Consider the following 25914-nt stretch of genomic DNA (forward strand, 5'->3'; position numbering starts at 1 on the left):
CATCCGCCAGAGGGGGCGGGCGCCCCACTTTCGCCGGACGGTCTGGAATACTACTAAAGGGAGAACCGGGTGCCCAAGCCCGCCTTCCAAGCCCGTCTCCCAAGCCCGTTCAGAAAACGCGAAGACAGCCCGATCATGACCGCGCCGCGCACCCTCTACGACAAGATCTGGGACGACCACGTCGTCGATGTCGAGCCGGATGGCACCAGCCTCCTCTACATCGACCGCCACCTCGTCCACGAGGTGACGAGCCCGCAGGCGTTCGAGGGGCTTCGCGTCGCCGGGCGCCGGGTGCGCCACCCGGAGAAGACCCTGGCGGTGGTGGACCACAACGTCCAGACCTCCGACCGCAGCTTCGGCATCGAGGACCCGGAGAGCCGCATCCAGCTGGAGGCGCTCGCCGAGAACGTGCGCGACTTCGGCATCGAGTTCTACGACGCCCTCGACCGGCGCCAGGGCATCGTCCACGTGATCGGGCCGGAGCAGGGCTTCACCCTGCCGGGCCAGACCATCGTGTGCGGCGACAGCCACACCTCGACGCACGGCGCCTTCGGGGCGCTCGCCCACGGCATCGGTACCTCGGAGGTGGAGCACGTGCTCGCCACCCAGACGCTGCTGCAGAAGAAGGCGAAGAACATGCGCGTCACCGTGGACGGCGCCCTGCCGCCCGGCGTGACGGCCAAGGACATCATCCTGGCGATCATCGGCGAGATCGGCACCGCCGGCGGGACCGGCTACGTCATCGAGTATGCGGGCTCGGCCATCCGCGCCCTCTCGATGGAGGGCCGGATGACCATCTGCAACATGTCCATCGAGGGCGGCGCGCGCGCCGGCCTCGTCGCGCCCGACGCCACCACCTTCGCGTATGTCGAGGGGCGTCCGAAGGCCCCGCGGGGCGAGGCGTTCGCGCGTGCGCGCGCCTATTGGGAGACCCTGGTCTCGGACGAAGGCGCGCATTTCGACCGCGAAGTGCGGCTCGACGCGGCGAACCTCCCCCCCATCGTCAGCTGGGGCACGAGCCCGGAGGACGTGGTCTCGATCTCCGGCGCCGTGCCGGACCCGGCGACGATTCTCGACGAGAACAAGCGCCAGTCGAAGGAGAAGGCCCTCGACTACATGGGGCTGGTTCCGGGCACGAAGATCACCGACATCGCCATCGACCGGGTGTTCATCGGCTCCTGCACCAACGGCCGCATCGAGGATCTGCGCGCCGTGGCGAAGGTGGTGGAGGGCCGCCAGGTCCACGCCAGTGTCTCCGCCATGGTGGTGCCGGGGTCCGGTATCGTGAAGGCCCAAGCCGAAGCGGAAGGCCTCGACCGCATCCTCAAGGCGGCGGGGTTCGACTGGCGCGAGCCCGGCTGCTCCATGTGCCTCGGCATGAACGCTGACCGCCTCAGCCCCAACGAGCGCTGCGCCTCGACCTCCAACCGCAACTTCGAGGGTCGCCAGGGCCACCGGGGCCGCACCCACCTCGTCTCCCCCGCCATGGCGGCGGCGGCGGCGGTGGCGGGTCACTTCGTCGATATCCGCGACTGGCCGAGCGCCTGAGGGCAGGGGACACGGCGCGGCGACCGCAGGGACGCCGCGCCCCGACGCGGACCGGACCGACCGTTTCGTGCGCCACCTCAAAATCACGATTGACGGGTGCCCCCGCGCCGCCTAAACGAACCCACGTCGGCGCCGCACGCGGCCCCGACAGGCCCAGGTGGCGGAATTGGTAGACGCGCTGGTTTCAGGTACCAGTCTTGCAAGAGGTGAAGGTTCGAGTCCTTTCCTGGGCACCATCAGTTGGCTAAGCCGCTGATCCGCTGATATTAAAGGGTTTTTTGGGACAGACCGGTACACAAAACCGGGTCACACCCCACATGATCCTGACGATGAAACGTCACGCTTCCCGGCCCGATTCGGGATCACTCCAATTCAAGCTTCGTGTGCCTGCTGACGTTGTCGAGCGGGTGCGTAGTCGTGTCGTGACCGTGGAGCTTCCCGGTACGGCGACTGATCCGGCGTGCCCCGTCAGCTTCCGGCTGGGGGAGTTCGCCAAAACGTCCCTTCGCACGAGAGACGCGGCAACAGCTGACACCCGGCGGCTCGTCATCATCGCCACGTTGTCCAAGCTGTACGCCGCCGTTCGGAACGGTCCCGCTCCGCTGAACCAGCGTCAGATCGTGGCGCTGTCGGGCGAAGTGTATCGGCACTTGATTGCGGAGCATGGGGACGACGCTGGCACCCCGCAGGAGTGGGAAAGCTGGAAAGCGCTTCTCCGTGCGGCGGCTGAAGGTCGGATTCCCGGTGCGCCTACGATCCCGGTTCATGGTCGGACAGACGAACGAATCGCGGCCGACCTTCTCTTTGGAGAGGACGATCTTACCGAAACGATCAATGCCCTCCCGGCGGACTATGACTCGACGGCTCTTCGACAGCGGGTAGGCCAACTCGCGTTTTGGGTTCTTGGCCGCCACGGGATCGAGATCGACAGCGAGACCCACCTACGCCTGTTGCAACAAATCGCACGGGCCGCCTTGGAAGCTGGATGGCGGCTCAAGCGGATGGCGTCTGGCGACTACCGGCCTGATCCCGCCGCTGAGCGTTTCCCAGCCTTCCAAGATCGAACCGCTGGCGTCACACTGACGGAGATTTTCGACCGTTGGGCAAAGGAGACGAAACCTGCGCCTAGCACTCTCGCTACCTGGACGGGAATTCTCGCCTCGTTCCGTGGGCACCTGAAGCATGACGACGCGAGGCGGGTCACGGATCAGGACGTGGTGGCGTGGAAGGACAGCCGAATTGCCGCCGGTAGGGCGCTCAAAACGGTGGCCGACAGCGATCTCGCCTGCCTGAAGACCCTCTTCAGATACGCGAAAGCGAACCGCCTCCTCACAACGAATCCCGTCGAGGGCGTGCGCGTGACCGTGAAGCGGAAAGCAGGCGCGCGGATGCTTGGCTATTCCGATACGGACGTTGCGCGGCTGCTGGATTTGGCCTCCCGCGAGACCCATCCGGCTCGGCGGTGGCTTCCGTGGCTCGCTGCATTGACGGGAGCCCGGATCGGGGAGTTGGCCGCTCTATGGGGAACGTCCGTCATTGAAAAGGATGGCGTCGTTGGGATCGAGATCGCACCTTCCCCCGATGGCTCGACGCTGAAGAACGAGGGGTCGGAACGGTTCGTGCCGCTCCATCCCGAGATCATCCGGCAAGGGTTCGTGACGTGGGCCAAGGCGAAGGGAAGGGCGCCCCTGTTTTACGCGAAACCCGCCAAGGCGAATGCTGAAGGGCGGCACCCGTCCAAAGGGACAAGCAACCATTTGGCATCATGGATTCGACAGCAGGGCTTCACGAACGTTCGGATCGCTCCTGCTCACGGGCTGAGGCATTTTTTCAAAACTACCGCGTCGCTCATCGGGATCGCAGACAGTGTGGCAGACGCCCTCCAGGGCCATGCCGATCAATCGAGTTCCGGTACGTACCGCCATGTGAAGACGGTGCAGATGGCGGATGCGATTGCTCGGTTCCCCGTACCCACCCTTGCCCCTGAAGCTGACGGATCGATGCCCGCTTTAGGCGGTTAGGGTATCCCCTCAACGGGGGAGACCACCACATGGGGCGCAAACGGCCGGGGTTTGCATTCTTCGCGTGCAAACCTCCGAACGCCTCCGGTGCCGTCAGGGAGACCGACGCAAAATTGCGTTCGTTCGGTGTTGTCTTTGTAGCTGCCCCCAAAACTGGGGCCAATGAGTGCAAGACCCGAAGAGGGATCGAGTGCCCCGAAACAAGGATGATGCACTCGCGCTCGGGCAGGTTGAAGCAGGGGACCGTACGCCCGGTGCTGTCTTTGTAGCTGCCCTCAAATCTGAGGGCATTGAGGGTATCCCCAAAATTGGGGAGACCTTGCCAAGGGTAGGGGGCAACGGTTTCGCGGGTTCCGCCCGCAAAAACTTCTAAACGCCTTGGGTCAGTCTCGGTTATGTGCTGATGGCAGGTTTCGAATCATGAGCGAACGCTAGGATGCGATCGGAGAGGCTCTGCCGCTCAATCCATGGTGAGGTGCCCGTTTTCCAATCAGTTGCCTTCCACATTATTGAGCCTCTCACAGAGGTTGCGGACGGCATTATGTGTGCCCTTGATTGCCAATCTTTAGATTCCCGCTTAGCTTTGTCATAGCTGGGATAAATATATACCGTCCGCTTCAGGCCGCGTCGTTTGTGCGTCTTCATTGTGAGGGGGCTGCGAAGCTTGGTATCAGATGGAATTTCATGTTTCGCCAATGGCATTCTAAGTAAGTCAAAATCAGTCTTTAAATTGTTCAAATCAGTATTATCAGGAAAGAGGCTGGTTCTTTCATGTATGATTCGTATGGTTTCATATGTGCTGATGATCCAAGACTCTGACAAATAAACAAGTTCATTTATCGATCCGGGTGCAAATGAATGCAAATTGGAGGCGTTCTCAGATTCCATTGACCGCAAGAGCATGTCTAGGCGGCCATGATTTTGTATAGTTGATCTGAGCCGGGACTGGGGAAGCCTGCCGCCCCAGCGGGACGATAAAATAATCCACGATCGATGGATGCCAAGATGTTCTTGAGTGGCAGTTGCGAAAGCCTGAGCAATAAGATCTGATACAGACATCGCGTTTTTACCCTTAGGCCGCTATTTTAGATCAGGAACGGTGATTTCCACAATCTTGCCTGAAATCGGGTCGAGGACAAAGATCGTCACGCGCCCATCTCCCGCATCATGGCATCGATCGATTGATCTGGCGGGAGCTGGATACACAGGATCGCAAACGTCAGCAGATTGCGGACCATCTCACTGCGAGACATGACAGAGCCATCGACTCGGTTTTCACACAGGCGGTCAATATCTTCGACAAGGCTTTGTTCTAGGCTGAGGGAGTAAGTCCCCAATTTCTGCTCAGGGTGGAGTCTGCTCATGATTATTTCTCTGAAATGATAGGGTTATGAAATCCGACCAGGGAATGATTGGACGTGGATACCGGCTGCCGGTACGGGTTCTTCTCAGTCGTTTCGGCTGCCTGAATCGGAACTGCCGTGAACGACGACGCCCCTAAGAGCCGGCAGATCGCGGTCCGTATCGCTGAGTCTGTCTCGCCCACTGAGGGGACTGCCCTGAGGGCGTGGGCGGAACGTCTCCTTTCGATCAAGGAAGGCGAGGGCACGCCAGCTTCGAAGGCGAGACAGGCGGTTGCGGATACACTGAACGCCAAAACGATATGGCCCGCTGTGAAGATCATTGCCCGCCAGACGCGGCGGATCGCGTGGGACGAACGCAAACCGGGGACTCGGGTGCTGTTCGGCGGTTTCGCGGTCGGTGCGGCGCTGTTTGGCGGCCAAGGTGCCGGGATTGCCGCTCTTGGGTCCGCAATCGGCGTTCCCTTATGGGTCGTGTTCGGCGCCGGAGCATCCTTCCTTGCAATTCTTCTAGAGGAGTTGAGGGGTAGAGATAAGAAGTTGGCCTCAGAGGCACCGCCAACGGCCGACAGCCAAAACCGCTATACGGGTAGCGAAAATTAGTCAGATGCCACCCTGAGGTAATTCCAACGATCCTACGGGCATTCCAGTTATCTATTTGAGGAATGCGAAAAGGACTGGAACCGCGTTTCGAATCGTGATGTTCTTAATAAGCAATCGGAATGGTGCGCGGTCCTGCGGGGCTTACCATTGCTCCTACGGCCTCAGATCAAACAGGAACGTCGAAACACCATTTCGACCTGACCGCTTGAACTGTAGCTGAGGGTCAGAAATTCATGGGGTACCCCGCGAATTTGTCGAATGATCCCGGACCAAGCAAATCCCTACTGCAAGTTCGAAAACGATGCCGGTTTCGTCTGTTCCGCTAGGACGGTCGCCACGTCGGCAACTTCCTCGATCTCGTCAGCTTCCTCCGCAGGGAGAGCTATGAGGACGGCGGACGGCTGAAACTTCCGCCTGCGTTTCTCTTCCTTGACGGCCTCGTTCCGTTTGAAGGCTAGGGCTGCACGAACGAAACGCTCCGCTTGCAGTTGTGCCAGGGCATCGGCCTTGAGACCTACCGCCTCGTCACAGATTTCCGTCGTCGTCGTCCTCGCCAGCGTGGGAGGTGACCTGAACTTCAGTCGGCTTTCGGAGCACATCTTCTCGATATGAGAGACTGAGAACGACTTCTTTGGATTAGAGCGCACGTAATGATGTTCCGTATTGAGCTGCCTGATCTGTGTTAGAGGACTCTACACCGAGTATCAATGCGCCGCATCTAAAGAAGAAACCACACACCGTTCCCTATCATGTCCAGTCGTTCTCATGGTCTGGCGTTTCAACCTTCCAGGGAGAAGACGGACTGCGGTGTGACAGTTGGGCAGCGCGCTCCTATGAGGGGTAGAGCCGCCCCCATCGTCACCACACCCTGGCAGGGATCTTGGGAACGCGAGGGAGCGGGCGACCGATACGACGTGGGCGGTGTCTGGGATCGGATTACGCTGCCATCATCATAGAGACGATCTTCGCCTGGATCACCGGCAGGGGTTGAGCGCGTACAGGGCTCACAATCCGCACGACTACGCGGAAATGCTCAGTCAGGTTCAAGGTTTCTCTGTCCGTCTTCGTCTCATCCTTCGGCATGGCGTCCTCATCGTTCGAGAGCGGACAAAAAGTGTCCGGTCCATTTGTATCAAGAGGCTCCCTTTCGATCTGGTCGATCTCAAGAGAAGGTGTGGTCTCAGCCAAAAACTGCCGTGGGCACTTTTCGTCTTCAACCCTACACGTAAGTACTGTTGCCGACGAAAAGTGCCCATCCGACGAAATGTGCCCATCGGGAGCCATGTCAGGCATCCGGTTCGGATCGATCATCTTGCCTTCTTTGATGTGGCGCCGAACCGTCTTCAGGGGTTTGTCTCCGAACTCGCCACGGGCATGTCGAGCGGCGATTTTCATATCCTGCGGGATCGCACCGTTCGCGACACGCTTGGCCGCCTGATACTCCGCGTCTGCCTGCGCACGCTCCTTCTTGCGGACGGCAGGAGGACGATCCAGCGAGACCATGGCCTCAAGGCGGTAGCCAAGCACTTCGTCTTGGACCGTGCCGAGGTCTTGGGCGATCTGATCAACGGTACGGAACGATCCGAACCGCTCTTCACGGATTTCCAGAAACCGGCGGTGGACCCACGTCGAGCCTTCAGCCTCGACAAGCTCGGGAACCCAACGGTCCGCCCAGCGCATCAGGGCTTCTGAGGGGTTCTTATGACGGGCATTGGCTCTGGCGATGATACGCGGTGCTGCCACGTCGAAGATGGCTTCAGCGATATTGAGGCTCCACGGTCCCATCCCACGACGCCCGGTGATCAACTTCTCGCAATCGGTGATCAGGAGGACGTTCAAGCCGATGCTACGGCCCGTCCCCTTGGCGCACGTCTGCTTCGCGGGCTCCCAGAACTGAACCTTCGTATCGCCTCCGGTACGCTCCCGGGGGGAACGGCGGGGCTCACCTTTCGCTTGCCCTGTCGGCGTGTTCGTGTTATGTTCTTTTGTCACTATGATCCATTGGCGCCCCTCGTCATCCCTGGCAGGACTTGCGACGAGGGGTAGCCCCCTATAAATTCGATATATTTCCTGTGTTAGAGCGAAAAACGCTCAGTTACATAGGTCCAATTTCGTACGATCCGGGTATCGGTTCGCTCCTGACCTTCAGATATACTTCCGGTGGAACAAAATAGCAACTCGCGGAATCTGCGGGTGTAGCTGACTCATGCCTGAGACATGATCTCTTTGCATGGTTGTTCTTTTTATTCCTGCTAGTTATGCTCCTGATGCATCCGAAGCGGTGCAATATTCCCTCAACACATATCGGATATGCATAATGTGCATGAATAAGAATGCCTTATGATTTGACAGACCTAATATGCTTGACGAATCAAGGTCGAAGAAGTATAGATATCTCGACTCCGGGCAGGAGTTATTCATGCTGCCCCGCGACGAACGATAAAACCCGGCGCGGGGCGGCTATAGACTATGGCGTTGGGATCGAGGGCGGGTTGAGAGCGAAGATCGGGAGGCTTCCGAACGCTTGGCCTAGCTCAGTTCCGGGGAGTTGCGGGAGCATTTGGCCGAAGACTTGGCCGGGCTTTGGTGCGATGAAGTCTCGCGACGTAGGACCGGCGTCCGCGTAAGCCTCTGGTAGGCCCTCACTCCCGCCAACACCTGAGAACGTGGTTCGAATACCAGAACCTTTCGTAAAAACGTGCCGCACGATCTCCAAGAGATACGCGCCGTCTATTCCGGGTCTACAACCTGTGATTAGTATCCGCTGAGCGTCTCTCACCCATGGATCACCCTCACTGAGCGTCCCGAAGACTTTTGACGTACTGCGATCAAGCTGAGCTTGTACGGCTTCCGCCGCTGCCTTTGCGGTCGCCTCGTCAAGGAAGGGCTGAGACAGTCGGTGTTCAGCTTCCGTCCCTACGTCAGAAAGTGTAGACTTAGCCTCGACATCTACACGTTTGTTTGTAGTTTTATCAGTAAAAGACGCCACAGTTTTAGCGGTTGCACCCTTACTGTCTTCGAGGGCTTCAAGATCGGTAAAATGTTCGGGGCGGAACACAAAGGTACTCATAGAGATATCGGATACGGATTTACCGGACCCCCGAGGAACCATGGTGACCTGCCCGTCTGTGATCTTTGCTACAGCGGAGTATTGTTGCTCAAGCTTTCCCACCAAGTGGCCGAATGACATGGTTTGATTGAGAAATGGAATCTTCTGATCGGCGATATCTTTGTGAATTTTGACTTTCATGCCTATCTTCGAACCCGCTTCGGCTAGAATTTCCTCGACGGTTTTACCTTCGAATTCCTGAATCTTGTGGGTTTTGATGTCGTTTAGGGATGAAGCCGCCGTACCACGGACAGTGATGAGCGCTGGAACGAGGCTGTAGCGAACGGAATTGATCTCAAAATCCCCCATGTACGCGAGACCAACGTCTTTGTAACCAAGATATACTTGAAGGCGATCACCTACTTTTGGGCTTTTGATCATGTTCGCCCGGTCGTCTAGCACAATATCGACCGCATCTTGCTGCGATTGACCGGCTGCAAGTTCGACAGTTAAGCTTACAGTTCTATCTTGGAAGCGCGCAGTGATGTTCTCGCCCCCCTTGTATATTGCGAAGTCGGGAATGAAACCTGTAGACACGATGTGACCTAAAAAATAATAGGGCAAATAAAAAAGGTCGAGCAAACCCTTGGAAAGGTCTACCCGGCCTGTTCGATAATATAAGTCTTAGATCAGAGGCTTTGAGAGTCTATGTCATGCGTACCGCGTGATACATTCTCATTCCATCGGCGCTGTACTGCATTGGCGATGCTGTGTGCGTCGAGGTTCTGGCCCTGGATATTAATGACCGCACCGCTGCCACCACCGCCACCACCAGAAGCGCCAGCATTCGCACCGCCGGTCTTGCCGGGTGATACGAGGTTTCCTTGACGAACGGGTGTTGCCGCCGTCATCGCATCTGCTGATCCACCGAAAGCGTTCGGAGCGTCGGGCTTTTTCCAACCTGACGACGCGATACTTTCACCAGACTTCTTCATATTGGAAGTATAGTCAGAATAACGCTTGGCGGCTTCCTGATTATTAAACTGCGTATGGATATGCCCGCCAGTAGAACGCGCGGACGGGTTCAGGTATTCATCGATCACCTTATACGAACTGGCGTCGAGTCCAGCGGCCTTCAGCTTGTCGCGGATTGCCTGAGAAGCTTCCCGAGACTTGCCAGGTCCAGTAGAGTCGTATCAAATGCGAGGCCCTGAGCGTGCTTTGATCGTGTGCCCTGGTGATACTTATCGTTGAAGGCGCCGAAGTGCTTCACTCCACCGGGAAGGTTCTCTTGGACCTGTCGAGCGAGATCAGTGATCCCGACATGAGAAGCGCCGCCGCCGTAAGCCTGACTGCCCTTGGCACGGAGTCCTGAATACTGTCCCGCACCACCGATACCGCCGCTGTTTGGTCCGAACTCACGAGCGAACCCTTCAGCCATAGCACCGCGCGACGCTCGTTCATCCTTTGCGGGACGTTCGAAGTGCTGGACGAATGCGCCACCGGCATCCCGTGCGGTGATACCCGGCGTTTGGAGAATCTTGCGAGCCCGTTGAGCCCCCGCATCTCCGTGGTTCATCTCCCACCAAGCGCCTTTAAGCTGATCGGCAACAGAGGCATTGGACATATCCACGCCAGTGCCCCGCATGATCGCTGCCCGTCTGTCGGGATGGTGTTGAAACAGGCCATGTGCCTTGCCGCCATCGCCACGGGCACCCGGATTGAAGCCGGACTCCTGTTTCACGGAAGCGAGAATTCCGCTTGTCGCCTCGTGACTTAGCCCCTTGGAACGGAAGAAATCGTATGCGGTTTTAGCGTTGGCCTGAGCGTCGCCCTTGAGCATGGGAGCCGTGATGCCACCACCACCGCCGCCATATCCGCCACCGATGATTCCCCGTCTGGAAAGGCCAGAAGCCCCACCAAGGGATGAGCCCGGTACGGACGTGCTGAGCGGACTACCGGACACGCCACCGCCACCGATGGAGCCTGACATAGCGGCTTGGATTGAGCCTGCCGCACCCGTCATTACCGCCTTGACGGACTCAGCCGGGGCAGTCGTGGAGAGAGACGCCTTGTGAATCAGGCCACGGAACCCGTTCTCGGCTTCGAAGTTCTGACGATGAAGAAGAGTATTCTCTTCGACTGCCTCTTTCAGGGTCTCTATGGCATTTCGTGCTGGTGGATCGATCCAAGGTGTTGCGGGCGTGGATGGAGCGGACAGCTTCTCACGATCCTGAGCCCATGAGCCGAGCCGCTTAGACAAGGCATCCTGTTCGCCCTTCGAAAGGCTGGACGTTCCCGCAAATCCAGCCGCCGCACCAGCCGCACCGAGACGGCCACCAAGCCGAGAGATGCCCTTGCCCGGTGTCTCTGGCACCTTTGGTGTGGAGCCGATCCCGGTAGCACTAACGAGACCCGCCGCCCTCAAGATGCGCCATGCACCTAGAGCCACGGTCGCAACGCCCATGACGGCGAGACCAATGCCGTTTAGCAAAGCGATAGCCGGACCAGAGACGATCAAAGCCGCCGTCAGAGCTAGGAATTGTCCGGCGAATCTGCCGATGGTCTCGGCCGACGCATTGGAACCGGCGAACACCTCAAACACGGATCGGACGCCACGGACGAAGCCCATAATGCCTTCAGTCAGACCCTTTCCAAAGTCTCGGATTTGCTGTCCGTAGTTCCCGAGGTTCCCGCCAAAGGTATTATGAAGCAACTCTTGCCAAGTTTTTACGCCAAGCGCGTCCTTCACCCCGTCAAAGAACGAGACGACGTAGCTCTTAACCTTGTTATAATCGAAGGATGAATTGAGATCGAGAAAGTACCTATTGATCGAGATTAGAATATCCTCGAACCCGGCGCCGAAGCTATCCCAGAACCGCGAGAAAATCGATTTGGTGCTGTTCCACTGGCCCTGAAGGGACTCAGCCCTCTGTCTGGCGGCTTCTTCACGGAAGTTGGCCGATCCGGGGGACATGATCTCAGCATAAGTTTTCTTCTGACCCTCTACAGCTTGGGCATTCTGAAGTGTTTCATCCGACCACATGCGGCCCATTAGGGCTTCAGCAACGTTTGTACGCTTTCCTGCCTCCATAGCATTAAGGCGTTCACTGAGTTTGACAATTGTATTATAAGAGTCGCTCGTATAAGTCTTAGCCATCTGGCGGGCGTCGCCAAATCCAAGCTCTTTCGCAGCGAAGTTTAGTTCTTTCCGGTTTTTGGGATCGAGGAACTTTGATGATCCCATTGAGAGTTGCTTGCCAAGTGTTGAGATATACGTTCCGGATTTTACAGCCTGTATGCCGGACGACTGCGCCCCACTGACGAGTGCTGTCATTTGCTCAGGCGTCATGTTGCCTGTGCTCAGGGATGAGAAGCCCCTTTTTACACCTTCTACAATCTCTCCCGCATTCGTAGGATCTTCTCTAGCAGCAACGGCCACGGCGTTAAGAGCAGACTTGAGCTTAGCCGGGGTGGACGACGCTCCGAAGTTACGATCCAGAAGACCCGCAAGCTTCGTTGTGCTTGCAAGGTCGAGTTCAAGGGCCGAAACCGCTTGCATGATCGTCTTGGTGTTGAGTTCCGGTGACTTGATGCCGGCTTTCAGGACTTCGTTATAAGTGTTCAACCCGCCAGCGATGCCGAGACCGTTTTTGATAGCCTCGTTGTCCAAAAATCCTCTGCGGGCCGCCTTGATCTGCTCCGTGGTCTGACCGCTGAAAATCCGTAGGTTCGTCTCTGCCGTGTCCACTTCCATGCGGGTGCTGATACCCTTTCGGGCTGCGGACCCGGCGGCGGCTGTCCCGGCTGCGGTGATGACACCCGCACCCATCGTGGCCCGGCTCAAACCCTGTCGGAAATCGCTCCCACCGCTTCTCAGGTCGGAATAGCCACGGCTGCGCTGGGACTCGTGACGGGCGATTTCCCTTTCATGGCGTTGGGTCTCAGCGATCTCCCGGCGGTGTCCGTCACGAAGCTCGGCCGCCCTCTCTCTCATGCGCTGAGCATCGGCACGGGCTGTCTCAGCTATGGAGCGCTGAGCCTCACGGGCACGTGCCTTTTCCTCTTGGACGGCTTGGCGCCCCATACGGGTTCCGAACGCAAACCGTTGGCGGAATGCCTGAGCCTCATCGCGCATCCGGCTCTGAAGGGGCCGGGCTTCTTCTTTCTCGGCCTGAGCCGTGGCGCGGGACTGGAATGAGACTCGATCCTTGTACGCCTTCAGGGAGTCGCGCTCTTCCTTGGCGTGTTGAGCCGCCATCCGGGTTTTGAGCGTCAGCTTTCTGCGGAACTCGGCCACTGAGGCGCGATCCAGCGCTAGGAGATCACTGGCGGACCGAACCTCAGCCTTCGAGTCCGTACTCGACGTTGCGGACCGTCCAGGGGATGAGACCACCGAAGCCGCCTTACGCATGTTGGCCGTGATAGCCGCCATGGACTTTGCGAGGGCGTTCACCTTCCTCTGGAGGGCATCGATCAATTCGGTGCCGTTAGCGTCTACGTCGAGGGTGATCCCCAACTTCATCTTGTCGTCTTGAGCCATAGTTGTGCTTCCTTAGAATGATATTCCGAGCAATATTTTGAAAATATTCTACGGAGATTTGATAATTTCGAATTGGCGCCAGTAAAAAAGGCAGCCTTCGGTTTCGTTGGCGGTAAATCCGAACGAAAATTGATATTCACAATAGGGATGTTAGACACCCACCCGGCCTATGCTGCACAAAAAGATGCGTCTTCAGAAGTTGACGGAACAAAACTCATCGTCACGTCGAGAGTGTCCCCGACATGCTTTGCGAATATTGTTTGGGTCGTGTCGTTTTCGGATTGCCAGCACGGACCCTGAAGTATAACGTTTAGAACATCGAACGATGCACGAAACGTTTTGCGAGTGTGGACATGGCTGAGGGTCGATACGTCTCCTACTTCCGGGTCTCGACCGGGAAGCAAGGTCGCTCAGGTCTCGGCCTTGAGGCTCAGGCGCAGACCGTGCGGGAGCGGTTGAACGGTGGAAGCTGGACCGTCGTCGGGACCTTCACCGAAGTTGAGACCGGCACGGCCAAGCGGGAGCGTCCCGAGTTGGACCGCGCTCTGGCCTACTGCCGTGTGATGGGTGCCAAGCTCATCGTGGCGAACGTCTCACGTCTGACGCGCAACCCCGACTTCATGGCCAAGCTCGTCGCCGCTGAGGTTGAGGTTGAGTTCTGCGACATGCCGAACGTTGAGGGTCCGGTCGGTACCTTCATGCTGAGGCAGCTTCTTTCCGTGGCCGAGCTTGAGGCTGGCATGATCTCGGATCGCACCCGGAAGGCTCTGGCAGCGGCTAAGGCGAGGGGCGTGAAGCTTGGTGGTGATCGGGGCAACCTCGCTGACGTAGCAGCCAAGGGACGGGAAATCGGTTTGGTGAAGCGTCAGGCCAAGGCCAATCGACGGGCCGGGGACTTGTCCGGCATCATCGCTGAGATTAGGTCCGAAGGGTCGGTGACGCTCAAGGAACTTGCGGACGGTCTGAACGCCAGGGGCATCCCTGCCGCACGTGGCGGGAAATGGTCATCCGTTCAGGTCTCGCGCGTTGTCGCCCGTATGTAGGATGAGCATCGAACAGGCCAACGCTACCAGCGCCGGAAGGTGGATAGCGAACAGCATGGCAAATTATCCTATAAATAGCCGATAAATAGAATATTATTCTTATATTTATCTGAAGGCGGTTTGAACCTCGTTTCCTCTGCGGAAGCGGGGTATATCTGTGCATAATTCCCAATCATAATATCGATAAATCAATAAATGCCCTTTTGTTGTGCAGTCAGTAGGCAGAGGACAGACATACACGACTGTTGACGAAGGATCGTTATGCTGTCGGGGAGACCATTGCATTCGGCGCGTGCAATGATCCGTAGTCTCTGTCTCGATGGTCTCGCTTCTCTTTGAGGGTGTTCTTCCCTACCAGGGGTGGAGCAATAGACACGGCGGCCCTCGATACCCATGCGATGATGGGCGACCGAGCCTATCCAAACCCGGTCGCCCCGCGCCATCACTGTGCAACACCCTCATGGCCGAACACAGCGGGCGCGATGTCGTCAGTCCTCGATCAAGGCGCCGTCAGAGAGAAAAACCGTCTTCTTCCCCTTGGTGGGGGCCTTGGGTGTCTCGACCGCAACGGGTGTGATCTCGACGGACGGGGACACATGACCGGGGGCGGGCGAGATAGACCCGTAACTGAACGTCACAACCGCAGCACCCGGCGGATTAGGGTTTCCCTTCGCGATGGCGTCGAGGGCGATGACCGTCTGACGCGAGGGCTTGTATCCTTGAAAGCCGAAATTATGCATCGCTTCGATGATGCCGGCGGCCTTGGTGATCGTCGTCCGACCCGTTCCGCCACACGCAACGCACCGGCACGTCGACTCCACAAGAGCGGCATCTTGAGCGGCCTTGGCAGCTTCGGCGTTGGCGGCTTGTTCGTCGTATAGCTTCTGACGCTCGCGCCGGATCGCAAGCCGTTCCTCATCGGCATTCTCGTAACGGTTAATCTCCGAGAGCTTGCGCCTGTTAAGCCATCCTTTTGAATTGTGCTGTTCCATGTTCAATTCTTCTTTTGTGCTTCAGCTTCGAGACGACGCGCAGTATCGGGGTCCGATCGCATCATACGCATTTGATTTGTAACGTTATAGGCAGGGCCACGGACGAAAGGGTTTCCAGCGGTTACTGTCTTCTCTGACGATGGTTCGAAGCAATCGGGGCGTGCCGTCTTGATCGTCTCAACGAACTCTTCGTAACTCTGTCCTGTCGGAGTGCCATCATCTGAGACCACCACAAGGTCATCATCAATGACGCGTGTGCGGTTATAAAGAATTTCGTTCACTTCGAAGGACTTGATACCTTCCAGGGGCTTCAGGTCTCGGAGCGTCTGAGCGTAAATCCGCTGCCTTAGCTTATGCAAAGCCGTAGTCATGCGACAGAAACCCTCCGCTTTGTCGCCTGATCTTTCTCGAATTCGTCAAGGCGCTCAAAAGAAAGGTAACGCATAAATGAAGGGACATCGGTGCCGTAGTATGCGGCAAGAGTCCGAAGGGAAGTAAGCCGATCTTCTGGAATTCGCACGATCACTTCGATCACGCGTCCAGCACCCGAGAACATATTTGGGCGTGACATTGTAATTTATCCTTATGAAATAGAAATGCCGCCCTACAGTTAGTGAGGCTGAATCAATGCAATAATCCTATCTTATTTAAATACTAACATAGATCGTTTGCTTTGTCAACTTACTACCGGTTATATCAGTCTTGTATCGGGAATATAAACGTTCCAGCCATCAGTTCTTTTAGTATTTACTTGTTTTTTTAGGTACGCGACAATAAGCTGAGCTATGGTACCGACTCCCTCGATGGCGTGAATCTTCAGATCGCGCATTGGATCGTTGGAGTCCGTCACCGACCCTGTCCTTCACCTTAGGCGGCATCCGCGAGCGTATCGAGGTAACCGGCGCCTACCTGCTCTACCCGCCGGCGTACTCTCCCGAACAGAAGGACCGCGAAGCAACTTAGATCCGGTCGAACATGTCTTCGCCCTGTTCAAAGCGGGGCTGCGTGCCCATGCTGCCCGCACGGTCGCGGATTTCTACGTCACTATCAAACAGACCTTTAGGGCCTGTCGTCGCCTGAACAGATTGGCTGGGCTTGCGTTTTCGTCTCTCTGATGGAGGAGGGACGATGCTGAGCGACGCGCAATGGGCTGATCTTTGGCGGCATCAGAACGGAGCCAAATGGCGAGCTATTCCCGAGGAATTGGGACCCTGGTGGCGGGCTGCCCAGATCTTCATCCGCTGGTCGCGTGCCGGCGTCTGGGAGCGGCTTCTTCACCTCGTGCAGGAGCGCGGTGTCCAACTCGGTATGGTGTTCCTCGACGGCACGAACGTTCGGGCGCACCAAAAGRCGGCGGGAGCCGCCAAAAGGGGGGATCTGCAGCCGAGCGAGACGCTCGTGAAGCTGTTGGCCGCTCGCGTGGCGGGTATGGCACCAAGGCTTGCGTGATCGCCGACGGGCAGGGCCGCGCCATCGCCTTCCGGCTGGCGCCCGGTCAGGCCCATGAACTTCCTCACGCTGTTCCCCTGCTCGACCAACTSCCGGGKGTGCCCAAATGGGTCGTRGGGGACCGCGGCTATACCAGCCACGTCTTTCGCGAACACATCTGGGATATGGGCGCTCGGCCTGCGATCCCGCCTCAGCGCCACGAAGCGCCCGTGGCCTGCCCGGATTGGATCTACAACAACCGTAACCAGGTCGAGCGTCTCTGGGCCAGGCTCAAAGAGTGGCGCGCCATCGCCACMCGCTACGAGAAGACTGCCGTCAGCTTCATGGGCGTCCTCTCCCTCGCAGCCGCCCTCGATTGGCTCAAGCGATGACACGCCCTAGACGCTTCACACCAGACGAATGCTGCGACTACCTTATAGCCGCAGACTTCAATGCCTTTGACCTACCCTGATCGGATGCGGCTCTAGTTCCGAACCGCACTTGATAGAGGCCGTCGACGAACGCCCTACTCGCACTCTTCGTTTGACGATGCCCAAGCGAAAACGGGTTCCGGAGGAACGGTGTGGACTGCTGCATCATCCCGACCCCAGGGGAACGCTTCGGACTCGGCGTTGATAAACGCCCAAGGTATCGGCCCAATCCGATAGGCCATACGATATGCATAGCGCTAGAACCCTGACTCTCCCTTGCCGCACCTGAGACCAGCGCGATATCTCAAGGATGACGGACACCCGTAGCCCTGAGCAGCGACGGCGCATTATGCAGAGCGTTGGCCAGAAACACACTGGCCCTGAGATGGTCGTGCGCAAGCTCGCCCACTCACTCGGCTACCGCTTCAGACTCCACCGCAAAGACCTGCCGGGCAAGCCCGATCTCGTATTCCCATCCAGGCGCAGAGTGGTGTTCGTGCATGGATGCTTCTGGCACGGGCACGGCTGCGCCAAAGGGAAGCCCCCGAAGTCTCGCCCCGAGTTCTGGGTCCCCAAGATCGAGGGCAACAAGGAGCGCGACATCAGGGCCGAAAAGCGATTAGGCGAGCTTGGTTGGGAATCGTTGACTCTTTGGCAATGCGAGTCGAAGAACCTATCTGTCGTCACGGAGAAGCTCGTTGCGTTCCTGGGGCCGCCTCGGACGCGGGCGAATGGCGCTGCATCCCGGGGCGACCGTAGCGTGGGCATCGATGAGTAGCAGACCGATAGGCATTGACCTCTTTGCCGGGGCAGGAGGCATGAGCCTCGGCTTCGAACAGGCGGGCTTCGACATCCGGGCCTGCGTCGAGATCGACCCGGTCCACTGCGCGGTCCACAAATTCAATTTCCCCGACTGCGCTGTCATCCCGCGATCCGTAGCCGCCGTCACCGCCCAGGAGATTCGCGCCGCGGCCGGCATTGGCGACGCGACCGTGGACTGCGTGTTCGGCGGCCCCCCGTGTCAGGGCTTTTCCCTTATCGGACACCGGGTGCTGGACGACCCGCGCAACGCGCTTGTCCAGGAGTTTGTGCGCTTAGTCGCCGAGCTCGGTGCCCGGACATTCGTGTTCGAGAACGTAAAGGGTCTGACCCTCGGTCTGCATCGTAAGGTACTGGACGAGATCGTCTCCGCCTTCGACGAGGTCGGCTACGATGTCCGACTCCCCTGGCAAGTCCTCGATGCGGCCGAGCACGGCGTTCCCCAGCGTCGCCAGCGCCTCATCCTTTTTGGCGCCAAGCGAGGCACCCCTTTGCCTGTCTACCCGGCTTCGATCACTAGGCCGGCTGACCGGGTCCGAGGGACCGCCGACCTTCCGCCGGGGCCGACCTGCAAGGAAGCGTTGGACGACCTACCGGACGCGAACGCCTTCGATGTACTGAACGCCTCCGACGCGGTGAGAACGGCCGCTTACCGTACACCGAGCAGGTACGCCGCTGAGATGCGTTGCCTGTCCAACGACGCATGGCATCACGGCTATGCGCGGACTTGGGACCCGGCCGTGCTCACCTCATCCTGGAGGACGGAGCATACTGCGATCTCCCAGGCTCGGTTCGCGGCGACCCTGCCCGGCCTGACCGAGCCGATCTCGCGGTTCTACAAGCTCCGGCCGGACGGCCTCTCGAACACCCTGCGGGCCGGGACGGACGGGGCACGCGGCGCTTTCACGTCCCCCCGTCCGATTCACTACGCCCACCCCCGCTGCATCACAGTCCGCGAGATGGCGCGCCTGCATGGCTTCCCGGACTGGTTCAGGCTCCATTGGACGAAGTGGCACGGTGCTCGACAGATCGGGAATGCGGTGCCCCCACCCTTGGCGCGCGCCGTTGCCACTGAGGTGATCCGCGCCCTCGGGGTTGTGGCGAAGCGGCCGCGCAAGGTCATGACCCTCGGAGCTGTGGACCTGCTTTACATGGGCTCGTCCGAGGCGGCTCGGCACTTCGGCGTTCCAGCGCCGAACGGAAAGCGGGACCGTAAGAGCGGGGCGCGGAAGCGCTCTCAGGGTGAGACAGAGCAAGCGCGGCTCGCAGCCTTGGCTGCGTACCATGGCTAAAGCGACCGCCGCTCCTGAGAACCGTTACAAGTTATTGGTCGAGAAGATTTTCAACGAAACGCGGAAGGCACAGGGCAAGGAGGCGACCTATTTGACCTTTCCGCGCAGCGCCATTGAGGAGGCCGCTAGGGAGCTGGACATTAAGCTCCCTAAGAACCAGGGCGATGTGATTTATGCCATCCGGTATCGCATCCCGATGCCAGAGAGCGTTCTAGAAACTCAGCCCCCAGGAATGGAATGGATCATTGAGGGGGCCGGTCGTGCGCTCTACGCTTTTAAGCTGGTCCGCTATAACCGCGTGCTGCCGCGCACAGACCTAGTTACGATCGGCATACCGGATGCGACCCCGGAACTCATTCGCGTCTACGCTCAGGACGACGAGCAGGCCCTGCTCGCAATTGTCCGCTACAACCGTTTGATCGACACATTTCTGGGCCTCACGACCTATTCGCTCCAGAACCATCTACGCACGACCGTAAAGGGAATTGGTCAAATCGAGATTGACGAGCTTTATTTTGGCCTTGACCGGTATGGTTGTCATTATGCTATTCCAGTTCAGGCGAAGGGCGGTAAGGACCAAATTTCAGTAGTTCAAGCACGTCAAGATATCTGCTGGGTCGAGCAGCGATATCCAGGGATGCGGTGCAAGGCTATTTCAGCGCAGTTCATGAGTGACGAGCGCGTCGCCATGTTTGAGCTAACTGTCCAAAATGATATGGTGCGAGTCGTGCAAGAGCGGCACTATAGGCTGATGCCCGCTCGTGATCTTGATCGAGCCAGCATCGTCGCCTACCGGGAATGACGCAGAAGACCAGTAAGACGAACCCCACCACCGATGCGGAAAAGGCTGAGATCGTCCGCCTCCGAGAGGAGGGGGTCACCAAATCGGCCATTGCTAGGCGGATGGGGAAAAGCATCGGGACGATCACCCATTGGTGTCTGATGCTTGGTGCTGAACCACCTGAGGCTTGGAAGCCTAGCAAACGACCACGTCTTCCATTCGTGCGCGATGGTCGCAGCGTTGTGCCGTTCACGAACGAAGAAGACGTGCAGATGCGTGCGTGGGCCGCAGAAGGCGTCCCGTACACCGAGATCGCACACAAGCTCCAGAGAGCCCCGACGTCGATCCGGTACCGTATGCTCACCCTGGCCAGGCACGAAGGCCTACTGGACTAAGTGGCGCGCCCACGGGGAATCGAACCCCGGTCTGATCCGTGAGAGGGACCTGTCCTAACCGCTAGACGATGGGCGCTTAGCCATGCGAATCTCCTTAAACTCTCATCATCCGTTTAACAAGCGGTTTCGTGCCTCGCCATTTGATGCATCATAAGCCAGATATGTTGTCGTATATGCCACGCCGGCATGAGTCGCCGAAGAAGCGGAAGGCATGTTCGTGAGCGTCGAACACCATCTTCAAGGCAGGTTAAAGATCACCAATGGCTGATATGGAAGAAGTCGACCTGCGCGAACCGGTTGCTGAACTGATTACGCCTAAAAAAACTCAAGCATACCGCGCGATCATAGAGTCGATATTTTTCGATCATTTCGTTGAAGGTGCCGACGATTTCGAGTTCGCTCGTGAAGAGATCGAAGTTACTGCAGCCAAGATTGGTGTCAAAAAACCTAAAAACCTCGGCGATGTGGTCTACACGTTCCGCTACCGGCGCAAGCTCCCGGATAGAATTCTTGCAACGCAGCCGGACGGCAAGCATTGGCTTATTCTCGGAGCCGGCGATGCGCGTTACCGGTTTCGTCTCAGCACGCTCGCTTATATCCAGCCGACCAAAGGGCTGCTAGTTCGAAAAATCCCCGATGCCACTCCTGAAATCATCGCTCAATATGCGCTTACCGACGAGCAAGCTCTCCTTGCGAAGATTCGGTACAATCGCCTGATCGACATCTTTCTCGGGGTTACGGCTTACTCACTCCAAAATCATCTTCGGACGAAAATTGCGAACTATGGTCAAATCGAGATCGACGAACTCTATGTAGGCGTCGATGCGCGAGGTGCGCAGTATATCGTTCCTGTGCAGGCTAAGAGTAAGAACGACGTGCTCGGCGTCATTCAGACCATTCAGGACACCGTTTTCTGCCAATCGCAGCTGCGGTATTCGCATTGCATTGCGCGCCCGATTTCAGCGCAGTTTATGGCAAACGACGTGATCGGCCTGTTCGAACTCACGTTCGACGGGAGCGACGTTTCGATCATTCGCGAGCGTCATTATCGTCTCACCAAGGCATCGGCGATCACCCAAGCTGACTTAGCTGTGTATCGAACGCCCGAGCCAGATTAAAGCCGATACTTGATTACTCTATGAATGTCGTATTCGGGAAATATCGATAGATATTAGTATATTGCTTTGCATCCTTTGGTGGGATTGCCGCTAGATCAACGGTATCGAACGAACGCGGCATCTGACTTTCCAGAAAGCCGATTTCTCTCGGTGTTAGCTTAGGAATGACGATTTCGAAGGTATCGCTACCATCGCGATAAAAGCTCAAATCCTCAAACCGGCATTGTCCGAGAAGACCTTCCTGTCCCGCATCGTAAAATATGACTCCGACCGTCATCATCCGGACGCCGTCCTCATAACCGAAATGGATGAACTGCCGGAACTTCATGTGTTGACCGGGATGGCGAGCGGCGTTCCGGTCGCTGATCGACCTGGTGATTTCTTCGATGATGACGTCTCTGAAAAGATGGCCGGTCCCGATGCCTCGCAATTGTTGCGGAGTCGTTTCAATAGGTATCCGGTCGAGGCCCAACGACTCTTGTATGACCGCCAGTGATCTATCCCCTCCATCGTCCCCCGTGGAACGGTCGTATTTAGATTGAACGGTGACGGCTAGTACCGTGCCGCCGGCCGCCCGTCCGGCAACTTCTCGAATATCCCCGAGGATCGACTTACTGAGTCGTCCGTCATAATCCAGCCAGATGATCGAACGCACCCCAAGATCGATTTTGGGCAGCTCGGAAGCCGTATCTCCCCACGACATTTCGATGCAACCATAAGGAATATTCGCTTCGAAGCGCTTCCGATCATGCGCAGCTTTTTCCACGCTAACCATTTTTGTCATACCGAGCGCTCTATGGAATAGTCTAAAATCGCTAAAGTAGACTGAGCCTAGCCCGATATATTGATAACTTTCGAGCGATCCGAATTGAAGGCGGCGGAACGCCTCCACCATCATTAGGCGTTCGGCATGCTTCCCAGGCCTGATTCGATAGTCGATTTCGCGGTAACTAGCGGCCATTAGTTGCGGTCGCTCGCTTTAAAGGCCTCGTCGAACAGGATACCTCCGAGTTCGGAGTTGGAGCCTGCGTCGTAGTGTGTCCTCAACTCATCAACTTGAGATTTCGGCCGTGAAAATTGGATGGAAGTCCACGGCGGAGGTTTCGGACCGCTTCGCGCCACCGGGGTGGAGAACGGGCCGGACCGGACGATTGATCGTACCGAAACCGCCATGCTTTTCGCAATGGCTTCGGTCAGCGACCGATCATTCACGGGTCGTTCGTTTTCGTCGCTAACTTTGTTTAAAAAGTCGATGATTGGGCGCATCGCACGGCGCATTTCGGAGTATGTATTCCTCCAAACGTCCGTATCTGTATCAACGCCGGTTTTCGTCGTATTCCACGGTAGTACAGAAGCGTCTTCTGCATCCAAAAAGACGTAGCCCCTGAAACGAGAAAATTGCCCGTGAAATTTGGGCATAGTCACTCCTTCGGAGCCTTCGTCTCGCTCCCACCCGGTCGTCTTCGACTGATCCGCCGCAAGGATCAGTCGTCCGTTGCAGAAAACATACCATCCAGCCTCTTGTGGACTGGACTGCCCGAGGCCTGCGTAAATGCGCCGTTTAATCTCACCGACGCCGATGCTCAAGCTGTCTTCGGTAAACATCGGCTCCAGACCGCCGCCCTGCAACAGCTTCCAAGGAGTTGCGAGCAGAGACTTACCGTCGAAAACGATCCGCAACCCTCGGTCCAGATATTGCTGCTGAACAGACTGAATTTGCCGGCCAAGGGCGTTTTGAAAAGTCTTGCTTCCGAACTGCGCCTGCGTATCAGATCGGAGCGGCGATACGCGGATGGTCGTTCCGGTATTTTCGATGGGTTTGCTTAAACCCGTAGCGCTGGACTCGAAAGCGAACTTCCACGGCCCGGTTGCCTGCTCCCACTCGTCGACGTTCACTCTCAGTACAAATTCATCGGAAATTGTTGTGGAAACGACCTCGAACCGGTGTCCGAATTTGAACAGGGCGCGCTTCATTCCTACGCCGAACTGTCCGACCGATCCGGGGGTGGCGGCCATACCCTTCGCTCTACCGAAGCGGAACGCGTATCGCCTCGCGATGTCGTGGCCTATGCCGCCGCAGTTGTCGCTGATCTCGAATTTGTCGCTATCGAGCACGATTTTCAGCTCTAGCCCGGTAAGGTCCGAGTCGTGGCCGGGGCGCAGGCGTTTAGCGCCGTCGATACTGTTGTCAACCAAGTCGAGAACCGCACGGTCGAGTTGGATATCGCGAGTCAACATCTCGACGAAGAGGGCGCGCGTCGGCGTTACGTCGATCTCGTCGTCGGATAGGGGAGTGTCATCCTGCAGATCTACCATGCACGCCCTCGAAACATTTTCGCGACCGTAGCATGTATGTCTTCGGAAGTTACTAGCGAATGCGGGCGTGTCCTGTGGACCGGGCTCTAGGCACGGCCCGGTGCCGTCGCTGGCGTCACGGCCCTCCGGGTAACGATCCCTCACGCGGATTAAGGGCGCCGTCCCTCCCCGCACCGCAAGGGTAATCGGTCGGGGCGGGCCGGGCCGTGTCGTCGCTTCGCTCCAGCCCGCACCGAGACCTGAACGATTCCTATTGTCGGTCTGCACACCCCATTCTCGCCGAGGGGCAAGGCTGCATGGCGCGCTCATGCAGCCAGCATCCGGATTGATCGTAAGCTCAAGGCGCTGGACGTGATCGACGTGCTCTCGGACCGGTTCAACCTACGCGGGGTGCTTGGCCATTTCCGCTCGGTCAGCGGGCCGGAGTTCATTGACGAGGCCGTTCAGGACTGGATCGCAGCGGTTGGTTGAAGGCGGCTAATACCAAGCCTCGCTGAGCAGGACTCACGCGGGGTAGCGTCTGCATCTCGGTCGTGATTCTTTCCTTGGGTTTGGAGCCTGAGGAGGATGCGATGGCTGCTCCGGTGCCGCTGCGATCGGACTTCGATGCCGAGGCCTTGCGCGGTCTGGCCAAGGGTTCGCGTGATCCGGCGCAGACCCGCCGCCTGTTGGCGCTGTCGGTGATCGCCGCGGGTGGTCTGCGCTCGGAAGCGGCCGAGATCGGCGGTGTCGGGCTGCAAACGGTGCGCGACTGGGTCGTGGCCTTCAACGCCGATGGACCGGACGGGCTGATCGACGGCAAGGCCCCCGGGGCCCGTCCGCGCCTGAACGCCGCCCAGCGCGATGTCCTCAAGGCGCTGGTCGACCAGGGACCGACGCCGGCTGCACACGGTGTGGTGCGGTGGCGGTTGTGCGATCTGGCCCAGATCCTGTCCGAGGATCACGGCGTGTCGGTCTCCGAGCAGACCTTGAGCCGACTCTTGCGGGCCATGGGCTTCGCCAAGCTCTCCGCCCGCCGGCGCCATCACGCCCAGGATCCGGACGCCGCGGCTGTTTTTAAAAAGACTTCCCCGACCGTCTGGCGGACATCGCGCAGGCTGTCGGCGGCAAGCCGGTAGAAGTCTGGTTCTGCGACGAGGCCCGTGTCGGCCAGAAGAACACCCTGACCCGGCGCTGGGCCAAGCGCGGAACGCGACCCGCGTCCCCCAAGGACCAGCGCACGGCCTCGGCCTACATCTTCGGGGCGATCTGCCCGGCCCGGGGCGTCGGTGCAGGCTTGGTCATGCCCCGCTGCACCACGTCAGCGATGGCCCATCATCTCGAAGAGATTTCGGCAACCGTGGCTCCTGGCGCTCACGCCGTCCTCCTGCTCGATCAGGCCGGCTGGCACACCACCAGGAAGCTGCCGGTTCCCGGCAACATCACCCTGTTGCCCCTGCCGGCGCGCTCACCCGAACTCAACCCGGTCGAGAACCTCTGGCAGTTCCTTCGCGACAACTGGCTCGGAAACCGGATCTTCCAATCCTACGACGACATCCTCGATCACTGCTGCGACGCCTGGAACACGCTCATCGCCCAACCCTGGCGCATCATGTCCATCGGACTGCGCCGATGGGACCATGAGTTCTGATCAGTGAGGGTTGGTATAACGTGTCGCGGAGGCTGCTGTCGAAGGGCGACGCGCTTTTGTTTCGCGAGGTGGACTCCGGTTCACAAGACCGGTACACAAAGAAATGCCGGCAGCCTAATCGAATTGTGTAATATCAATGGCTTAGCGGAAGGGCTTGCGAGTCCTTTCCTGGGCACCATCAGTCGGCTAAGCCGCTGATCCGCAAAAGCAAACAGCAAAATCAGAGACTTAGGGCAGCCCGAGTGGTACAATTGGGTGGTACAAATGGCCCTGAGAATGGCACAGCTCTGGCCCCACCCCAAGACCGGTGTTTTTTGGTTCCGTCGCGTAGTTTCGATGGACCTTAGGGCGCTCTGGCCTGCCCCCATTCAGTGGCCCAGGTTTGAAGTTAGTGCATCGTCGGTCGTGTGACGATGGCAGGGCGAGCGGACGGCACTTGGCCTGCCCCCTGAAAAGTGGTCCTCCCTGATGTATGGCCTTGGGTCATTTGGAGGATGTTTTTATGGGACGGAAGAATCATACGGCTGGAGAGATCGTCGCTAAG

The 25914-nt window shown here is 58.2% G+C and carries 19 protein-coding genes, 2 tRNA genes and 3 pseudogenes; 13 read left to right on the top strand and 11 right to left on the bottom strand.

Annotation, left to right across the window (positions count from 1 at the left end):
• Window positions 1-135: 135 nt before the first annotated feature.
• The 3 genes from leuC to ASF25_RS15575 all read left to right on the top strand — a co-directional run bounded on the left by leuC (window position 136) and on the right by ASF25_RS15575 (window position 3569).
• Window positions 136-1548, top strand: a complete 1413-nt coding sequence (leuC, locus tag ASF25_RS15565; RefSeq protein ID WP_056268222.1) for a 3-isopropylmalate dehydratase large subunit — start codon at window positions 136-138, stop codon at window positions 1546-1548.
• Window positions 1549-1699: 151 nt separating this feature from the next.
• Window positions 1700-1784: transfer RNA gene (locus ASF25_RS15570), tRNA-Leu, on the top strand.
• A gap of 81 nt (window positions 1785-1865) precedes the next feature.
• Window positions 1866-3569, top strand: coding sequence for a tyrosine-type recombinase/integrase (locus ASF25_RS15575; protein WP_082502788.1), 1704 nt, complete (start codon window positions 1866-1868; stop codon window positions 3567-3569).
• A 1145-nt stretch (window positions 3570-4714) separates the two neighbouring features.
• Here the strand turns inward: ASF25_RS15575 and ASF25_RS22835 are convergent.
• The gene (locus tag ASF25_RS22835; protein WP_156369005.1) at window positions 4715-4933 is read right to left on the bottom strand and encodes a hypothetical protein; all 219 of its coding nucleotides are present in this window, start codon (window positions 4931-4933) and stop codon (window positions 4715-4717) included.
• Between the two features lie 117 nt (window positions 4934-5050).
• Here ASF25_RS22835 and ASF25_RS22840 point away from each other — a divergent pair, with 117 nt between their 5' ends.
• Entirely contained in the window at window positions 5051-5533 is a 483-nt protein-coding gene (locus tag ASF25_RS22840; protein WP_156369006.1) for a hypothetical protein, read from the top strand.
• A gap of 281 nt (window positions 5534-5814) precedes the next feature.
• Here ASF25_RS22840 and ASF25_RS15580 read toward each other — a convergent pair whose 3' ends face one another.
• The 5 genes from ASF25_RS15580 to ASF25_RS22090 form a co-directional block, all read right to left on the bottom strand.
• Window positions 5815-6180 (bottom strand): hypothetical protein, encoded by a 366-nt coding sequence (locus ASF25_RS15580; protein WP_156369007.1) that lies wholly within the window; start codon window positions 6178-6180, stop codon window positions 5815-5817.
• 289 nt (window positions 6181-6469) lie between these two features.
• The gene (locus ASF25_RS22845) at window positions 6470-7372 is read right to left on the bottom strand and encodes a hypothetical protein (protein WP_156369008.1); all 903 of its coding nucleotides are present in this window, start codon (window positions 7370-7372) and stop codon (window positions 6470-6472) included.
• 628 nt (window positions 7373-8000) lie between these two features.
• On the bottom strand, window positions 8001-9224 hold the full coding sequence (locus tag ASF25_RS22850; protein WP_156369009.1) for a hypothetical protein: 1224 nt from the start codon (window positions 9222-9224) through the stop codon (window positions 8001-8003).
• Window positions 9225-9271: 47 nt separating this feature from the next.
• Complete coding sequence (locus ASF25_RS22855; protein ID WP_156369010.1) at window positions 9272-9685, bottom strand: hypothetical protein; 414 nt, start codon at window positions 9683-9685, stop codon at window positions 9272-9274.
• Window positions 9686-9717: 32 nt separating this feature from the next.
• Window positions 9718-13125, bottom strand: coding sequence for a phage tail tip lysozyme (locus tag ASF25_RS22090; protein ID WP_082502790.1), 3408 nt, complete (start codon window positions 13123-13125; stop codon window positions 9718-9720).
• 353 nt (window positions 13126-13478) lie between these two features.
• Here ASF25_RS22090 and ASF25_RS15600 point away from each other — a divergent pair, with 353 nt between their 5' ends.
• Window positions 13479-14168, top strand: coding sequence for a recombinase family protein (locus ASF25_RS15600; protein WP_056305682.1), 690 nt, complete (start codon window positions 13479-13481; stop codon window positions 14166-14168).
• A 488-nt stretch (window positions 14169-14656) separates the two neighbouring features.
• Here the strand turns inward: ASF25_RS15600 and ASF25_RS15605 are convergent, their stop codons facing one another.
• Window positions 14657-15160, bottom strand: coding sequence for a hypothetical protein (locus ASF25_RS15605; protein ID WP_056305683.1), 504 nt, complete (start codon window positions 15158-15160; stop codon window positions 14657-14659).
• A 2-nt stretch (window positions 15161-15162) separates the two neighbouring features.
• Window positions 15163-15531 (bottom strand): hypothetical protein, encoded by a 369-nt coding sequence (locus tag ASF25_RS22860; RefSeq protein WP_156369011.1) that lies wholly within the window; start codon window positions 15529-15531, stop codon window positions 15163-15165.
• Between the two features lie 496 nt (window positions 15532-16027).
• Here ASF25_RS22860 and ASF25_RS23700 point away from each other — a divergent pair.
• From ASF25_RS23700 to ASF25_RS15625, 5 genes and pseudogenes are all read left to right on the top strand, one after another.
• Window positions 16028-16224 (top strand): annotated as a pseudogene (locus ASF25_RS23700) (IS630 family transposase); the annotation flags it as partial.
• A gap of 91 nt (window positions 16225-16315) precedes the next feature.
• Window positions 16316-16980: pseudogene (locus ASF25_RS15610) on the top strand (IS5 family transposase); the annotation flags it as partial.
• Window positions 16981-17329: 349 nt separating this feature from the next.
• On the top strand, window positions 17330-17797 hold the full coding sequence (locus tag ASF25_RS15615) for a very short patch repair endonuclease (RefSeq protein ID WP_056305685.1): 468 nt from the start codon (window positions 17330-17332) through the stop codon (window positions 17795-17797).
• On the top strand, window positions 17790-19130 hold the full coding sequence (locus ASF25_RS15620; RefSeq protein ID WP_056305687.1) for a DNA cytosine methyltransferase: 1341 nt from the start codon (window positions 17790-17792) through the stop codon (window positions 19128-19130). The genes ASF25_RS15615 and ASF25_RS15620 overlap by 8 nt, the downstream gene beginning before the upstream one ends.
• Window positions 19123-19932 carry a hypothetical protein gene (locus ASF25_RS15625; RefSeq protein ID WP_056305689.1) on the top strand — a complete coding sequence of 270 codons (810 nt, stop codon included), beginning with the start codon at window positions 19123-19125 and terminating at the stop codon, window positions 19930-19932. The genes ASF25_RS15620 and ASF25_RS15625 overlap by 8 nt, the downstream gene beginning before the upstream one ends.
• Before the next feature lie 375 nt (window positions 19933-20307).
• Here the strand turns inward: ASF25_RS15625 and ASF25_RS15630 are convergent.
• Window positions 20308-20382 (bottom strand) — tRNA-Glu (locus ASF25_RS15630).
• A gap of 184 nt (window positions 20383-20566) precedes the next feature.
• Between ASF25_RS15630 and ASF25_RS15635 the strand changes: the two genes are divergently transcribed.
• Window positions 20567-21424: a hypothetical protein gene (locus ASF25_RS15635; protein WP_056305691.1), complete on the top strand. Its 858-nt coding sequence runs from the start codon at window positions 20567-20569 to the stop codon at window positions 21422-21424.
• Window positions 21425-21437: 13 nt separating this feature from the next.
• Here ASF25_RS15635 and ASF25_RS22870 read toward each other — a convergent pair whose 3' ends face one another.
• Window positions 21438-22385 (bottom strand): O-methyltransferase, encoded by a 948-nt coding sequence (locus ASF25_RS22870; RefSeq protein WP_156369013.1) that lies wholly within the window; start codon window positions 22383-22385, stop codon window positions 21438-21440.
• Window positions 22385-23740 carry an ATP-binding protein gene (locus tag ASF25_RS15645; RefSeq protein WP_056305694.1) on the bottom strand — a complete coding sequence of 452 codons (1356 nt, stop codon included), beginning with the start codon at window positions 23738-23740 and terminating at the stop codon, window positions 22385-22387. Before ASF25_RS15645 ends, ASF25_RS22870 begins: the two co-directional genes overlap by 1 nt.
• A 315-nt stretch (window positions 23741-24055) precedes the next feature.
• Here ASF25_RS15645 and ASF25_RS22875 point away from each other — a divergent pair.
• Window positions 24056-24208, top strand: a pseudogene (locus ASF25_RS22875) (IS3 family transposase); the annotation flags it as partial.
• A 65-nt stretch (window positions 24209-24273) separates the two neighbouring features.
• Window positions 24274-25370 (top strand): IS630 family transposase gene (locus ASF25_RS22095; protein ID WP_156369014.1). Its coding sequence is split into 2 segments (ribosomal slippage): window positions 24274-24805 and window positions 24805-25370, totalling 1098 coding nucleotides; the frame shifts between segments, so codons are not numbered across the junction.
• The last annotated feature ends 544 nt before the right edge of the window (window positions 25371-25914 follow it).

It is taken from the genome of Methylobacterium sp. Leaf100 (assembly GCF_001422845.1).
Classification (GTDB): Bacteria; Pseudomonadota; Alphaproteobacteria; order Rhizobiales; family Beijerinckiaceae; genus Methylobacterium.